Raw genomic sequence first — 14,918 nt, 5'->3', positions numbered from 1 at the left:
GGACGTTGTAGTTATAGATGACCGTTCCTCGGCGCTTTGGTTTTTTTTCCGCGGGGCGAAAACTTCCGACGCTGTTCCACGGTCTATGCCTGCAGACATTTCCCACGTAATTCAGAGGTTTCCACCCAAATGGCAGCAGTAATGGTCGGCCAATTCCACGCCCGTGACGCCGAAGGCCGCATCTACCCCGTGCACGAGTTCCAGGAGTCGACCCTGCAAACCGACGGCAGCACGCTGGGCGCGCCCATAACCACCTATCGCCTGGCCATCGGCGACAAGGTCAACCATCTGGGTGAAAACCGCTTCGAACTGGCACGCAGCGGCGTCGAGATCATTCGCATTCCTTGATGCAGTCCACCGTGTAGCGGCCGCTTTCATTCTGCAGGCCGTGCACGTCGGCGACGAAACCTGGGAAGCCCTGGTTGAACGCCCGGGCGAAGGCCAGGTAATCGACTATCGAGCGGGTCGCCTCGGTAAACCGCTCCCCCGGCATGATCAATGGAATACCAGGCGGGTACGGCACCAGCATCACCGCTGCCACCCGCCCCAGCAGCGCCTCGATCGGCACCGCCTCCACCTCACCGCGCACCATCTGGTCATAGGCCCGGGCCGGGCTCACGGCTACCTCCGGCAAGCGCGTGAACAACCGTTTCAGTTGCTTGGCCGTGGCATTGGCGCGGTAGCAGCCATGCAACTGGTCGCACAGGTCGCGCAGGCCCATGCCCTGATAGCGCGAGGCATCGGCAGCCACCACGCTCGGCAGGCAGTTGCTCAGGGCGGTATTGCCGTCATAGTGGCGCTTGAACTCCAGCAACTCGGTGAGCAAGGTGCTCCACTTGCCCTTGGTGATGCCCATGGAGAACAGCACCAGGAAGCTGTACAGGCCGGTTTTCTCCACCACCAGCCCCCGCTCCCAGAGAAACTTGCTGACCACTGCCGCCGGGATGCCATGCTCGCCCAGTGCACCGCCCGCGCTCAGGCCCGGCATCACCAGGGTCACCTTCAGCGGGTCGAGCAGCACATAGTCGTCCGCCACTTCGCCAAAGCCGTGCCACTCCGCCCCCGGCTGCAGCAGCCAGTCCTGCGCGGCCAGGCGGTGGATGCCTTCGGCGCTCGGCGGCTGCCAGATGCTGAACCACCAGTCGTCGGCGGCGATGTGCTCGCGCAGGTTGGCCAGGGCACGGCGAAAGCTCAGCGCCTCGTCGAACATTTCTTGCAGCAGCGAACGCCCGGCCGGCCCCTCCATCATGGTCGAGGCCACGTCCAGCGAAGCGAGGATGCTGTACTGCGGCGAGGTCGAGATGTGCATCATGAACGCTTCGTTGAAGCGGTCACGGTCCAGCTGGCGCCTGGCCCCGTCCTGCACATGAATCATCGAGGCCTGGCTGAACGCGGCCAGCAGCTTGTGGGTGGAATGGGTGCTGATCACCAGTGGGCTGTCTGCCGCGCAGGCCGTGCCCATGGCATAGCGCCCGGTAAAGAACTCGTGGAATGCCGCATAGGCGAACCAGGCCTCGTCGAAGTGCAGCACCTCGACACTGGCGCCCAGGGTCTGCTTGATCAGCCCGGCGTGGTAGCACAGGCCGTCGTAGGTGGAGTTGGTCACCACCGCCAGCTTGATGCGCTGCCCGCGATCGCGAGCAAGAGGGTTGGCCTGGATCTTCGCCTGGATCGCCTCGGGGCTGAACTCGCTGAGCGGGATCGGGCCGATGATCCCGAGTTCGTTGCGCTCCGGGCACAAATAGAGGGGAATGGCACCGGTCATGATGATCGCATGCACCACCGACTTGTGGCAGTTGCGGTCCACCAGCACCAGGTCGTCGCGGCCGACCACGGCGTGCCAGACGATCTTGTTGGCCGTGGAGGTGCCGTTGATGACGAAAAAGGTGTGGTCGGCGCCAAAGTTGCGCGCAGCCCTGGCTTCGGCTTCGGCCAAGGGGCCGGTGTGATCGAGCAGCGAGCCCAGCTCCGGCACGGAAACGGACAGGTCCGAGCGTAGGGTGTTTTCCCCGAAGAACTGGTGAAAGGCCTGGCCCACTGGGCTTTTGCGATAGGCCACGCCGCCGCCGTGGCCCGGGGTGTGCCAGGAATAATTGGACTGCGCGGTGTGCTGCACCAGGGCCTTGAAGAACGGCGGCAGCAGGCCGTCCAGGTAGATATGTGCGGCACGCGCCACCTGGCGCGCAAGAAACGGCACGGTGTCTTCGAACAGGTAGAGGATGCCCCGCAGCTGGTTGAGCTCGCTCATGGCTTCGGCGGGGGCGTTTTCCAGGGTTACCTGTTCGCCCAGGGCGAAAATCGGCAGGCTGGGGGCGCGCAGGCGGGCCAGGCGGATCAGCTCGGCCATGTTCTGCAGCAGGTGGGTATTCTCGCCGACGCCCTCGGCGGCAATCAGCATGCAGGCCAGGCCATGGTGGGTGGCAGCGACCAGGCAGGCCTCGGCATGGTCGGCGGCGGCGAGGATGGCAAAGCCGTCCTGGCGCAGTTCCTCGGCGATGCCCCGCACACGCTCGCCAGCGACGCTGTCAACCTTGATGGCGCGGTGCACGATGAGGATGGGGAACTTGAGGTCCTTGTACATCAGGTGGCTACCTCCGAAGGACATGGCGTCCATTTCAGGGTAGTAGAACCTGTGTGGTCAGGACCGGTATCGCCTTCAAGACATGCGCAGGATCTGTAGGAGCAGCCTTGTGCTGCGAAGAGGCCGGTAGGGCAACAGATCTTCTTCAGCAGAAATGGCCTCTTCGCAGCACAAGGCTGCTCCTACAGGTACATCACCGGCTTCGGAACTTGTGATGAACCTGTGGGAGCGGGTTCACCCGCGAAAGGGCCGGAGCAGGCGAAAGATCAGCCAGCAGGTGTCTCGGTCAGAGCCTGCCACATGGATGGCCCACCCGCCGACTTGGCAATGGCCGCCAGGCGCTCGGCATGCGCCTCCAGCTCCTCGGCACTGGCCATGATCACCCGCCCGGGCACACGCCCGGTAATACGGCGAATCTCGCTGCCACCAGCACCCGTCCCTTCATCCCCGGCTTCTGCCCCATGCGCGGCCAGCGACAGGCTGGTCTGGCCACCGGTCATTGCCAGGTAGACGTCAGCCAGCAATTCCGAGTCGAGCAATGCGCCGTGCAGCTCACGGCCCGAGTTGTCGATATCGTAGCGTTTGCACAGCGCATCCAGGCTGTTGCGCTGCCCCGGGTGGCGCGCGCGCGCCAGCAGCAGGGTGTCGAGGATGGTGCAGTGCTGCGAAATGTCCGCGCGGTCCTGCTGACCCAGCAAGGCAAATTCGTTGTTGATGAAGCCAACGTCGAACGCCGCGTTGTGGATGACCAGCGTGGCGCCCTGGATAAACTCGAAGAACTCCTCGGCAACATCGCCAAAGCGTGGCTTGCCGACCAGGAAGGCATCGGTGATGCCGTGGACGTTGATGGCGCCCTCGTCACTCTCGCGGTCCGGCTGCAGGTAGACGTGGAAGTGCCGCCCGGTCAGGCGCCGGCCGATGACCTCGACACAGCCGATCTCGATGATCCGGTGGCCTTCGCTGACCGGCATACCCGTGGTTTCGGTATCGAGAATGACGAACCGTTTATCTTGCTGCTGCTCCACGCGGGGCGCTCCAACTTGCATCAGTTACAAAGGCCGGAATTGTACCCCAGCTCAGCGCTTGGCGCGCACCTCATCGACCCCACGGTTGGCCAGCTGGTCGGCGCGTTCGTTGCCGGGGTGGCCGATATGCCCGCGAACCCACTTCCAGGTCACCTTGTGGCGGTTGACCTGCTCATCCAGCTGCTGCCACAGGTCGGCATTTTTCACCGGCTCCTTGGCCGCGGTTTTCCAGCCGCGCTTCTTCCAGTTGGTCATCCATTCGTTGATGCCCTTCATCACGTACTGCGAGTCGGTGGTCAGCACCACTTCGCATTCGCGCTTCAGCGCCATCAAGCCCTGGATCGCGGCCATCAGTTCCATCCGGTTGTTGGTGGTTTCGCGTTCGCCGCCCCACAGTTCCTTCTCGACGCCCTTGTAGATCATAAGAACGCCCCAGCCGCCAGGGCCAGGGTTGCCCTTGCAGGCACCATCGGTAAACATCTCGACGCTTTCGCTCATGTACCACTCATGTTCAGTGCTTTTCAGTATCCGGGTTGGCCGCCGTGCGGTTGACCTTGGCCAGGGGCAGCGGCAGCAGCTTGCCCATCGGCTCGCGACGCTCCTGGCGCAACGGCCGCAGGCCCACCACCATCTTGCGTGCTACCAGCAGGTACACCCCACCACCGGAGCTCTGCCAGCCGCCGGCCACCCGTTCCCAGCCCGCCAGGCGCTGCTGCCAGGCCGGTGAGGCAAGCGGCGGACGATAGCACCCGAAGCGGCGTTTCTCCAGCGCGAAGCCCAACAGGTTGAGCCAGTCGCCCACCCGCGACGGCGAGATGCAACGGGCCTTGCGCAAGGCGCCGTGGCTGAAGAAATGGCGCATGCCCCAGCTGCTCCAGGGGTTGATCCCGACGATCAGCAGGTGCCCGCCAGGGCGCACGGCGCTGGCCGCCTCACGCAGCAGGCCGTGGGGCGAAAGGCAGAAATCCAGGCCATGCTGCAGCACCACCACGTCGGCGGCGTGCTCGCTCAGCGGCCAGGCCTGCTCCTCGCAGACAATCTCCACCCCCGGCAGCGGCGCACCGAGGCGTACGTTGCGCTGCACCTGGGGCGCGCTGGGCGGTGGCTCGGCGCAGGGCCCGTAGTGCACAAGGTAACCCCCGAAGAAGCGCCCGAGCTCTTCTTCCAGCAGTTTTTCCTCCTCCCTGAGCATCAGTTGGCCGAGTGGGCCGTTGAACCACTCACGGGCCAGGCTGATCAGCTTGACCCAGTCCGGGTCGGCCTGGGCAAAGGCTTGGTCGGTCATTGCGCTCTCCCTCGAAGGTTCTCGCACCGCGCCATCGCGGATAAGATGCCTTCATGTGCCACGCTAGGCGAATCGGATCCGCACCATGATACAGATCGATGCTCTCCCCGCTTTCTCCGACAACTACATCTGGTTGTTACAGGATACTGCCAAACGCCGCTGCGCGGTGGTCGATCCGGGTGACGCCGGCCCAGTGGAACGCTGGCTGTCGGCCAACCCGGGCTGGGTACTGAGTGACATCCTGGTCACCCACCATCACAACGATCACGTCGGCGGCGTGGAACGGCTCAAGCAACTTACCGGCGCCCGGGTCTGCGGCCCGGCCCACGAGCGCATTCCCTGCCGTGACCTGGCGCTGGATGAAGGTGACCAGGTGACCGTGCTGGGCGTGACCTTCCAGGTGCTGGCCGTGCCCGGCCATACCCTGGGGCACATCGCCTTGTTCAGCGACCAGCCGGCAACGCCGGTGCTGTTCAGTGGCGACACGCTGTTCGCCGCCGGTTGCGGGCGCATGTTCGAAGGCACTCCCGAACAGATGCAGCCAGCCCTCGCCCGCCTGGCAGCCCTGCCAGAGCAGACCGAGGTGTACTGCGCCCACGAATACACCCTGAGCAACCTGCGTTTCGCCAAGGCGGTGGAACCCGACAACCCGCACGTTCAGCAGCGGTTCGAGGACGTTACCCGTTTGCGTGCCGAAAATCGCATCACATTGCCATCAACGATCGGTCTGGAGCGCCTGACCAACCCCTTCCTGCGCACCTCTGAAACATTAGTTAAACAAAAAGCAGACGAATGGAAGGGACATTCAAACCCCTCGCATGTCGCTGTTTTTGCTGCCTTGAGGTCTTGGAAGGACACCTTCTGATAACCTCAAGATATATCGCAAGCGATGGTCAAAGGTTGACCAGGCCCGGAGCGGTTTCTAGAATCGCCGAAATTTTTCGCCCGGAAACCTGTGTCAGCCGATGTCTTCACGTAGCCGCAGAACCTCTCATTCCGTCGCCCTGACGCGCCTGGCCCAAATCAGTGCGCTGGCCCTGGCCGCCACTTTGGTGGGCTGCCAGAGCACCCGTCAGCTCGACGAATCCGATAGCGTTCGCGCGCACAACTACCAGGCGCGGATCAAGCACAAGCCTTCACCGCTGCTGGTAAAGCCGGCCGAACAGGCACCGCAGGACGTGTGGGAACGCATGCGCCAGGGCTTCGCCCTGCAGGACAACATCGACGTCAACCCGCGTATCGAGCAGCAGCGCCTGTGGTTCGCCAGCAATCCAAGCTTCATCGAAAGCGCCGGCGAGCGTGGCAGCCTCTACCTGCACTACATCGTCGAGCGCCTCGAAGAACGCGACATGCCGCTGGAGCTGGCCCTGCTGCCAGCCATTGAAAGCGCCTACAACCCGATGGCCTACTCGCGCGCCCATGCCGCGGGCATGTGGCAGTTCATTCCGTCCACCGGTCGTCACTTCAACCTGCGCCAGACCAACTTCTACGATGGCCGTCGCGACGTGACCGCCTCGACCAACGCCGCACTGGACTACCTCAGCCGCCTGCACGACATGTTCAACGGCGACTGGTTGCTGGCCCTGGCTGCCTACAACGCCGGCGAAGGCACGGTCAGCCGCGCCATCGAGCGCAACGAACGGCTCGGCCTGCCCACCGACTACTGGAACCTGCCGCTGCCGCAGGAAACCCGCGACTACGTGCCCAAGCTGCTGGCCCTGTCGCAGGTGGTACTCACGCCGCAAGCCTATGGCGTGAACCTGAACCCGATCGCCAACGAACCCTACTTCGAGGCGGTGGCCATCAACGACCGCCTGGACCTGTCGCGGGTAGCGGCCTTCGCCAACATCGACGAGGACGAGCTGATCCAGCTCAACCCGGCATTCAAGAAGCGCATGACCGTGGACGGCCCGCAGCAGCTACTGGTACCCACCGCCAAGGCGCAGCTGCTGAGCGACAGCCTGTCCAACCTCAAGCCCGAGCAGCTGGTCAGCCTGCAGCCGAACAAGGCTGTGTTCGCCCGCGCCGTGGCCGAAGCCAAGGCCCCAGTGGCGGCGCGCAGCTACCGGGTCAAGCGCGGCGACAACCTGGGCGCCATCGCCAAGGCCAACCGCGTTTCGGTCAAGGACATCAAGCGCTGGAACCGCCTCTCCGGCAACAACGTGCGCGCTGGCCAGGTCCTGGCCCTGCGCGGCGGCAGCGCGCCGAGCGCTGCTGGCAATCGGGTAGCCGCCTCCGGGCAGCGCTCCACGCAGTACAAGGTACGCAAAGGCGATTCGCTGTACCTGGTGGCCAAGCGCTTCAACGTGGAAATGAAACACCTCAAGCGCTGGAACCCGCGCAGCGGCCATGCCCTGAAGCCAGGCCAGACCCTGACCGTCTACCTCTCGCATTGATGTAGTTACAGGGGCTGCTTTGCAGCCCATTCGCGGGCACGCCCGCTCCCACAGGTTTTTCACCGCCATCAAGGCCGGTGTTGTACCTGTGGGAGCGGGCGTGCCCGCGAATGGGCCTGAGAAATACACACTGGAAAACCCCTGCCCCCTCTCTTTTTCCAACCCCACCAAGCTGTTACTGTACCCCGATCAAAGCCCAACGCCTCTGGATCGGATGCCGACTTGATACGTCCCCTCCTGCTGTCTCTCAGCCTGGCCTTGAGCTTTCCCGCAGCCGCGATGGTGAGCGAAAGCCACGGATACGCGCAGTTCGGCACGCTCAAGTACCCAGCCACATTCACCCATTTCGACTGGGTCAACCCGCAAGCGCCCAAGGGCGGCACCTTGCGGGCGATGGCTTTCGGAACCTTCGACACCCTCAACCCCTACACCTTCAAGGGGTCGAGCCCGATTACCACGCCCAATTTCCAGCAGTACGGCATCAGCGAGCTGAACGAGCCGCTGATGGTCGGCACCGGCCAGTACGACCCGTCCGGCGACGAACCGACCTCCAGCTACGGCCTGATCGCCCGCTCGGTGGAGTACAGCGAGGACCGCAGCTGGGTGGTGTTCAACCTGCGCCCGGAGGCCCGCTGGCATGACGGCAAGCCGATCACCTCGGCAGACGTGGCCTTCTCCTACCGCACGCTGCTCAAGGATGGCCACCCGATCTACCGCACCAACCTGCAGGAAGTGCAGCGGGTGGACATCCTTGGCCCGCTGCGCATCCGCTTCGTATTCAAGCGCGCCGGCAACCCGCTGCTGATCCTGCGCCTGGGCGAAATGCCGGTGCTGCCCAAGCACTACTGGCAAAAGCGTGACTTCAAGGCCACCACCTTCGAGCCTCCACTGGGCAGCGGCCCTTACCGCATCACCCAGGTCCAGCCTGGGCGCCGGTTGGTGTTCGAACGGGTAAAGAACTACTGGGGCAAGGACCTGGCGGTGAACCGTGGCAAGTACAACTTCAACCGCGTGGAATACGAGTTCTACCGCGACGCCACGGTCGCCTTCGAAGCATTCAAGGCCGGCGAGTTCGACATCTATATCGAGCACCAGGCGAAGAACTGGGCCAACGGCTACAACTTCCCGGCCGTGCGCCGGGGCGAGGTGATCAAGGCGCAGATCCCGCACCGCATCCCCACGCAAACCCAGGGCCTGTTCATGAACAGCCGCCGGGCCACCTTCAGCGACCCACGGGTACGCCAGGCACTGGGGCTGATGCTCGACTTCGAGTGGACCAACCGCGCGCTGTTCAGCGGCGCCTACCGCCGCTCGACCAGCTACTACCCCAACAGCGAATTCGCCGCCACCGGCCTGCCCACCGGCAAGGAATGGCTGTTGCTGGCACCGTTTCGTGACCAGTTGCCGGCCAGCCTGTTCAGCGAACCCTACAAGGTCAGCCATACCGATGGCCGTGGCATCAACCGCCAGACCCTGCGCCAGGCCCTCGGCCTGCTCGCCGAGGCCGGCTGGAAGCTGAACAGCCAACGTCTGGTCGACAGCAAGGGCCAGCAGCTGCGCATGGAACTGCTGCTGGTAAACCCCAACCTTGAACGCATCCTGCAACCTTATGTCGAAAACCTGGCCAGCATCGGCATCGATGCGCGCTTGCGTACTGTGGACCGCGCCCAGTACAAACAACGCCTGGACCAGTTCGATTTCGACATGATTCTGATGACCCTGAACCAGACCCTGAGCCCGGGCCTCGAACAGTGGCTGTACTTCCACTCCAGCCAGGCAACCACCAAGGGCAGCAAGAACTATGCTGGGGTCAAGGACCCGGTGGTCGACCATCTGCTCGACACCCTGCTGGCCGCCCGCACCCGCGATGATCAGGTTGCCGCCGCCCGCGCCCTGGACCGCGTGCTCTCATGGCAGTACTACATGATCCCCAACTGGTACCTCGACAATCATCGCCTGGCCTACCGCAACCGGTTCGCCTTCGTCACCACGCCGCCCTACACCCTTGGGCTGAACAGCTGGTGGATCAAGACTTCGGAGAAAGCCCAATGACGCCAACGCACCGACTGCGCCGGTTGGCCGGCAGCCTGTTGCTTGCCTGCCTGAGCCTTCCCGCCCTGGCCGCACCGCAACACGCGCTCACCCTGTACGACGAGCCCCCAAAATACCCCGCCGACTTCAAGCACTTTGCCTACGTCAACCCTGACGCACCCAAGGGTGGCACCTTCCGCCAGTCCAGCTTCGGCGGCTTCGACAGCCTCAACCCGTTCATCAACAAGGGGGTGCCGGCCGAGAACATCGGCAGCATCTACGACACCCTGATGCGCCAGAGCCAGGACGAGCCGTTCACCGAGTACGGCCTGGTGGCCGGCAAGATCGAAAAAGCCCCGGACAACAGCTGGGTGCGCTTCTACCTGCGCCCCGAGGCACGCTTCCACGACGGCCACCCGATGCGCGCCGACGACGTGGTGTTCACCTTCAATGCCCTGATCAAGGACGGCGCGCCGCTGTACCGCCAGTACTATGCCGACGTCGCTGAAGTGGTCGCCGAAGACCCGCTGACGGTGCTGTTCACCTTCAAGCACAAGAACAACCGCGAGCTGCCGCTGATTCTCGGCCAGCTGCCGGTACTGCCCAAGCACTGGTACGAAAGCCGCGAGTTCAACCGCGGCAACCTGGAAATCCCGCTGGGCAGCGGCCCTTACAAGGTTGCCGAGGTCAAGGCCGGGCGCTCGGTGCGCTACGAGCGGGTCAAGGACTACTGGGCCAAGGACCTGCCGATCAACCGCGGCTTCTACAACTTCGACGTGATGACCTTCGACTCCTACCGCGACACCACTGTCGCCCTGGAAGCACTCAAGGCCGGTGCGTTCGACTATGCGCTGGAAGTCAGCGCGAAGAACTGGGCCACCGCCTACAACGTACCCGCCGTGCGCGATGGCCGCCTGATCAAGGAAGAGTTGCCCAACGGCAACCCCACGGGCATGCAGGGCTTCATCTTCAACATCCGCCGACCGGTGTTCCAGGACGTGCGCGTGCGCCAGGCGCTGAGCCTGCTGCTGGACTACGAGTGGACCAACAAGCAGCTGTTCAACGGTGCCTACACCCGCACCGGCAGCTACTTCGAAAACTCGGAAATGGCCGCCCGCGGCCTGCCCAGCCCCAGCGAACTGAAAATCCTCGAACCGCTACGTGGCAAGGTCCCCGAGCAGGTATTCAGCGAAGCCTTCCGCAACCCGGTCAGCGACGGCAGCGGCATGATCCGCGAACAGCAGCGCCAGGCCTACAAGCTGCTGCAGGAAGCCGGCTGGAAAATCGTCGATGACAAGATGGTCGACGCCCAGGGCAAGCCGGTAAGCATCGAATTCCTGCTGGCACAGACCGAGTTCGAACGCATCCTGCTGCCGTTCAAGCGCAACCTCGCCGACCTTGGCATCGACCTGAACATCCGCCGGGTCGACGTGTCCCAGTACATCACCCGCCTGCGCTCGCGCGACTACGACATGATCGTCGGTGGCTACCCGCAGTCCAACTCGCCGGGTAACGAGCAGCGCGAGTTCTGGTCCAGTGCCGCCGCCGACAACCCCGGCAGCCGCAACTTCATCGGCCTGCGCGACCCGGCCATCGACCAATTGGTGGAACAGCTGATCAATGCCGATTCGCGGCAGAGCCTGATCGACCACTGCCGGGCCCTCGACCGCGTGCTGCTGTGGGGCTACTACGTGATCCCCAACTGGCACATCAAGACCTGGCGCGTGGCCTACTGGAACCACATCGGCCACCCGGACGTCTCGCCCAAGTACGACATCGGCATCGACACCTGGTGGATCAAGCCCGGCGTAACCCCGGCCGTCAGCGAAACCACTGCGGACGAGGCCGAATAACATGCTGGCCTACATCCTGCGCCGCCTGCTGCTGATCATCCCGACCCTGTTCGGCATCCTGATCATCAACTTCATCATCGTCCAGGCCGCCCCCGGCGGCCCGGTCGAGCAGATGATCGCCAAGCTCGAAGGTTTCGAAGGCGCCACCAGCCGCATTGCCGGTGGCGGTGCCGAAGTGTCCGTGGCCGGCTCCAACTACCGTGGCGCCCAGGGCCTGGACCCGGCACTGATCGCCGAGATCGAACGCATGTACGGCTTCGACAAGTCGCCGCCCGAGCGCCTGTGGATCATGATCAAGAACTACGCCCGGCTGGACTTCGGCGATAGCTTCTTCCGCGATGCCAAGGTTATCGACCTGATCATCGAGAAGATGCCTGTGTCAATTTCGCTGGGGCTGTGGAGCACGCTGATCATGTACCTGGTGTCGATCCCGCTGGGCATCGCCAAGGCCGTGCGTCACGGCAGCCATTTCGACGTATGGACCAGTTCGGCGATCATCGTCGGCTACGCCATCCCGGCGTTCCTGTTCGCCATCCTGCTGATCGTGCTGTTCGCCGGCGGCAGCTACTTCGACTGGTTCCCGCTGCGCGGCCTCACCTCCAACAACTTCGACGAGCTGAGCACCACCGGCAAGGTGCTGGACTACTTCTGGCACCTGGTGCTGCCGATCACCGCGCTGGTCATCGGCAACTTCGCCACCATGACCTTGCTGACCAAGAACAGCTTCCTCGACGAAATCAACAAGCAATACGTGGTCACCGCCAAGGCCAAGGGCCTGAGCCGGCCACGGGTGCTCTACGGCCATGTGTTCCGTAACGCCATGCTGCTGGTGATTGCCGGTTTCCCTTCGGCGTTCATCGGCATCTTCTTCACCGGTTCCTTGCTGATCGAAGTGATCTTCAGCCTCGACGGCCTCGGCCTGATGAGTTTCGAGGCGGCCATCAACCGTGACTACCCGGTGGTCTTCGGCACCCTGTTCATCTTCACCCTGCTGGGGCTGGTGGTGAAACTGATCGGCGACCTGACCTACACCCTGGTCGATCCACGCATCGACTTCGCCAGCCGGGAGCACTGACATGGCCTTGTCCCCCCTCAACCGCCGGCGCTTCGAGCGCTTCAAGGCCAACCGCCGTGGCTGGTGGTCGCTGTGGCTGTTCCTGATCCTGTTCGGCCTGAGCCTGGGCGCCGAACTGATCGCCAACGACAAGCCGATTGCCGTGCGCTACGACGGCGAATGGTACTTCCCGGCATTCAAGCGCTACCCGGAAACCACCTTCGGCGGCGAATTCCCGCTGGAAGCCAACTACAAGAGCCCGTACATCCGCGAGCTGCTGGAGAAGAAAGACAGCTTCGTGCTGTGGGCACCGATCCCGTTCAGCTACCAGAGCATCAACTATGACCTGCGGGTACCCGCCCCGGCCCCACCGTCGGCGGACAACTGGCTGGGCACCGACGACCAGGGCCGCGACGTGCTGGCACGGGTGATCTACGGTTTCCGCATTTCCGTGCTGTTCGCCCTGACGCTGACCCTGCTCAGTTCCATCGTCGGCGTGATCGCCGGCGCCTTGCAGGGCTTCTATGGCGGCTGGGTCGACCTGGCCGGGCAACGCTTCCTGGAAGTCTGGTCGGGCCTGCCGGTGCTGTACCTGCTGATCATCCTCGCCAGCTTCGTGCAGCCCAACTTCTGGTGGTTGCTGGGCATCATGCTGCTGTTCTCTTGGATGAGCCTGGTGGATGTGGTACGCGCCGAGTTCCTGCGCGGGCGCAACCTGGAATACGTACGTGCCGCCCGAGCCCTGGGCATGCGCAATGGCGCGATCATGTACCGGCATATCCTGCCCAACGCCATGATCTCGACCATGACCTTCATGCCATTCATTCTCACCGGCGCCATCGGCACCCTCACCGCCCTGGACTTCCTTGGTTTCGGCCTGCCGCCGGGCGCACCGTCGCTGGGCGAGCTGGTGGCCCAGGGCAAGTCCAACCTGCAGGCCCCATGGCTGGGCATCAGCGCCTTCGCCGTGCTGGCGCTGATGCTGAGCCTGCTGGTGTTCATCGGCGAATCCGCCCGCGATGCCTTCGACCCGAGGAAGTGACATGAGTGAACAGAACCTGATCGAAGTGCGCGACCTGGCGGTGGAGTTCGTCACCGGGGACCAGGCCCACCGCGTTGTGAACGGCATCAGCTTCGACATCCGCAAGGGTGAGACGCTGGCACTGGTGGGCGAGAGTGGCTCGGGCAAATCGGTCACCGCGCATTCGCTCCTGCGCCTGCTGCCCTACCCCCTGGCCCGCCACCCCAGCGGCAGCATCCTCTACGAGGGCAAGGACCTGCTGCAGCAGAACGAGAAGACCATGCAGCGCATTCGCGGCAACCGCATTGCAATGATCTTCCAGGAGCCGATGACCTCGCTTAACCCGCTGCACTGCATCGAGAAGCAGATCAACGAAATCCTCCTGCTGCACAAGGGCCTGACCGGCAAGGAGGCTACGGCGCGCACCCTGGAGCTGCTGGAGATGGTCGGCATTCCCGAGCCACGCAAGCGTCTGAAGGCTTTGCCCCATGAGCTGTCGGGCGGGCAGCGCCAGCGGGTGATGATCGCCATGGCCCTGGCCAACGAGCCGGAACTGCTGATTGCGGATGAGCCGACCACGGCGCTGGACGTGACTGTGCAGTTGAAGATTCTCGAACTGCTCAAGGAACTGCAGGCGCGTCTGGGCATGGCCCTGCTGCTGATCAGCCATGACCTGAACCTGGTGCGGCGCATCGCCCACCGTGTGTGCGTGATGCAGCACGGGCAGATTGTCGAGCAGGCCGAATGCGCCAGGCTGTTCAGCGCACCGCAGCACCACTACACGCAGATGCTGATCAATGCCGAACCCAGCGGGCTGCCGGCGCACAACCCGGTGGGCGCGCCATTGCTGGAGGTGGATGACCTCAAGGTGTGGTTCCCGATCAAGAAGGGCCTGCTACGGCGCACGGTCGACCATGTGAAGGCGGTGGACGGGATCAACTTCAGCTTGCCGCAAGGGCAGACGCTGGGGATTGTCGGCGAGTCCGGGTCGGGCAAGTCGACTTTGGGTTTGGCGATCTTGCGGCTGATCTCCAGCCAGGGCGGCATTCGCTTTCATGGGCAGGATATGGAAGGGTTGAACCAGAAGGCCGTGCGCCCGTTGCGCCGGGAAATGCAGGTGGTGTTCCAGGACCCGTTCGGCAGCCTGAGCCCGCGCATGTGCGTGGAGGATATTGTCGGCGAAGGGTTGCGCATCCACCGCATCGGCACGGCGCAGGAACAGGAAGCAGCGATTATTGCGGCCCTGGAGGAAGTGGGGCTGGACCCACGCACGCGGCATCGCTATCCGCACGAGTTTTCCGGTGGGCAGCGCCAGCGCATTGCCATTGCCCGGGCGTTGGTATTGAAACCGGCGCTGATCCTGCTGGATGAACCTACGTCGGCGCTGGACCGCACGGTGCAGCGGCAGGTGGTGGAGTTGCTGCGCAATCTGCAGCAGAAATACAACCTGACCTACCTGTTCATCAGCCATGACCTGGCGGTGGTCAAGGCATTGAGCCACCAGTTGATGGTGATCAAGCATGGGCATGTGGTGGAGCAAGGGGATGCACAGGCGATCTTCCATGCGCCGCAGCATCCGTATACCCGGCAGTTGCTGGAGGCGGCGTTCTTGGAAGTGGATGCGGCTAATTAGCTTTTGACCGCGCCGGCTTCAAGCCATGCGCTATCCCTG

Annotated in this window: 12 protein-coding genes; 8 read left to right on the top strand and 4 right to left on the bottom strand. The window is 63.7% G+C overall.

Annotated features, from left to right (window positions below; all coding sequences use genetic code 11):
- Window positions 1-129 precede the first annotated feature (129 nt).
- Complete coding sequence (locus WM94_RS10090; RefSeq protein ID WP_003261019.1) at window positions 130-348, top strand: hypothetical protein; 219 nt, start codon at window positions 130-132, stop codon at window positions 346-348.
- On the opposite strand, the gene WM94_RS10085 is transcribed toward WM94_RS10090, so the two are convergent.
- The 4 genes from WM94_RS10085 to WM94_RS10070 all read right to left on the bottom strand — a co-directional run bounded on the left by WM94_RS10085 (window position 332) and on the right by WM94_RS10070 (window position 4,891).
- Window positions 332-2,581 carry an Orn/Lys/Arg decarboxylase N-terminal domain-containing protein gene (locus WM94_RS10085; protein WP_061551187.1) on the bottom strand — a complete coding sequence of 750 codons (2,250 nt, stop codon included), beginning with the start codon at window positions 2,579-2,581 and terminating at the stop codon, window positions 332-334. The two genes, WM94_RS10090 and WM94_RS10085, sit on opposite strands and share 17 nt — an antisense overlap.
- A 266-nt stretch (window positions 2,582-2,847) precedes the next feature.
- Window positions 2,848-3,606, bottom strand: coding sequence for a DNA polymerase III subunit epsilon (dnaQ, locus tag WM94_RS10080; RefSeq protein ID WP_039613097.1), 759 nt, complete (start codon window positions 3,604-3,606; stop codon window positions 2,848-2,850).
- 51 nt (window positions 3,607-3,657) lie between these two features.
- Window positions 3,658-4,104, bottom strand: coding sequence for a ribonuclease HI (rnhA, locus tag WM94_RS10075; RefSeq protein ID WP_003261021.1), 447 nt, complete (start codon window positions 4,102-4,104; stop codon window positions 3,658-3,660).
- Between the two features lie 13 nt (window positions 4,105-4,117).
- Complete coding sequence (locus WM94_RS10070) at window positions 4,118-4,891, bottom strand: class I SAM-dependent methyltransferase (RefSeq protein ID WP_013973399.1); 774 nt, start codon at window positions 4,889-4,891, stop codon at window positions 4,118-4,120.
- 85 nt (window positions 4,892-4,976) lie between these two features.
- On the opposite strand from WM94_RS10070, the gene gloB reads away from it, so the two are divergent.
- The 7 genes from gloB to WM94_RS10035 all read left to right on the top strand — a co-directional run bounded on the left by gloB (window position 4,977) and on the right by WM94_RS10035 (window position 14,879).
- Window positions 4,977-5,756: a hydroxyacylglutathione hydrolase gene (gene gloB / locus WM94_RS10065; protein WP_061551101.1), complete on the top strand. Its 780-nt coding sequence runs from the start codon at window positions 4,977-4,979 to the stop codon at window positions 5,754-5,756.
- Window positions 5,757-5,856: 100 nt separating this feature from the next.
- Window positions 5,857-7,287, top strand: a complete 1,431-nt coding sequence (locus tag WM94_RS10060; RefSeq protein ID WP_013973401.1) for a lytic transglycosylase domain-containing protein — start codon at window positions 5,857-5,859, stop codon at window positions 7,285-7,287.
- 222 nt (window positions 7,288-7,509) lie between these two features.
- Window positions 7,510-9,339, top strand: coding sequence for an extracellular solute-binding protein (locus tag WM94_RS10055; RefSeq protein WP_218188720.1), 1,830 nt, complete (start codon window positions 7,510-7,512; stop codon window positions 9,337-9,339).
- Entirely contained in the window at window positions 9,336-11,171 is a 1,836-nt protein-coding gene (locus WM94_RS10050) for an extracellular solute-binding protein (protein WP_039613094.1), read from the top strand. The genes WM94_RS10055 and WM94_RS10050 overlap by 4 nt, the downstream gene beginning before the upstream one ends.
- Window position 11,172: 1 nt before the next feature.
- Window positions 11,173-12,246, top strand: a complete 1,074-nt coding sequence (locus WM94_RS10045; protein ID WP_009686399.1) for a microcin C ABC transporter permease YejB — start codon at window positions 11,173-11,175, stop codon at window positions 12,244-12,246.
- 1 nt (window position 12,247) lies between these two features.
- Window positions 12,248-13,267 carry an ABC transporter permease gene (locus WM94_RS10040; RefSeq protein ID WP_013973404.1) on the top strand — a complete coding sequence of 340 codons (1,020 nt, stop codon included), beginning with the start codon at window positions 12,248-12,250 and terminating at the stop codon, window positions 13,265-13,267.
- Between the two features lies 1 nt (window position 13,268).
- A complete protein-coding gene (locus tag WM94_RS10035) occupies window positions 13,269-14,879 on the top strand; it encodes an ABC transporter ATP-binding protein (RefSeq protein ID WP_061551099.1) in 1,611 nt (536 codons plus the stop codon).
- The last annotated feature ends 39 nt before the right edge of the window (window positions 14,880-14,918 follow it).

Origin of the sequence: Pseudomonas sp. ABFPK (assembly GCF_001586765.1) — a bacterium.
GTDB lineage: Bacteria > Pseudomonadota > Gammaproteobacteria > Pseudomonadales > Pseudomonadaceae > Aquipseudomonas > Aquipseudomonas asiatica.
The sequence above is the reverse complement of the archived record's forward strand: the minus strand, read 5'-3'. Positions and strand labels throughout refer to the sequence as shown.

What these genes read in the sequence shown, in the direction of transcription:
- WM94_RS10090 (WP_003261019.1), top strand. Translation starts at nt 130, where the DNA reads ATGGCAGCAGTAATGGTCGGCCAATTCCACGCCCGTGACGCCGAAGGC.
- WM94_RS10050 (WP_039613094.1), top strand. Translation starts at nt 9,336, where the DNA reads ATGACGCCAACGCACCGACTGCGCCGGTTGGCCGGCAGCCTGTTGCTT.
- WM94_RS10040 (WP_013973404.1), top strand. Translation starts at nt 12,248, where the DNA reads ATGGCCTTGTCCCCCCTCAACCGCCGGCGCTTCGAGCGCTTCAAGGCC.
- gloB (WP_061551101.1), top strand. Translation starts at nt 4,977, where the DNA reads ATGATACAGATCGATGCTCTCCCCGCTTTCTCCGACAACTACATCTGG.
- WM94_RS10035 (WP_061551099.1), top strand. Translation starts at nt 13,269, where the DNA reads ATGAGTGAACAGAACCTGATCGAAGTGCGCGACCTGGCGGTGGAGTTC.
- WM94_RS10060 (WP_013973401.1), top strand. Translation starts at nt 5,857, where the DNA reads ATGTCTTCACGTAGCCGCAGAACCTCTCATTCCGTCGCCCTGACGCGC.
- WM94_RS10070 (WP_013973399.1), bottom strand. Translation starts at nt 4,891, where the DNA reads ATGACCGACCAAGCCTTTGCCCAGGCCGACCCGGACTGGGTCAAGCTG.
- rnhA (WP_003261021.1), bottom strand. Translation starts at nt 4,104, where the DNA reads ATGAGCGAAAGCGTCGAGATGTTTACCGATGGTGCCTGCAAGGGCAAC.
- WM94_RS10085 (WP_061551187.1), bottom strand. Translation starts at nt 2,581, where the DNA reads ATGTACAAGGACCTCAAGTTCCCCATCCTCATCGTGCACCGCGCCATC.
- WM94_RS10045 (WP_009686399.1), top strand. Translation starts at nt 11,173, where the DNA reads ATGCTGGCCTACATCCTGCGCCGCCTGCTGCTGATCATCCCGACCCTG.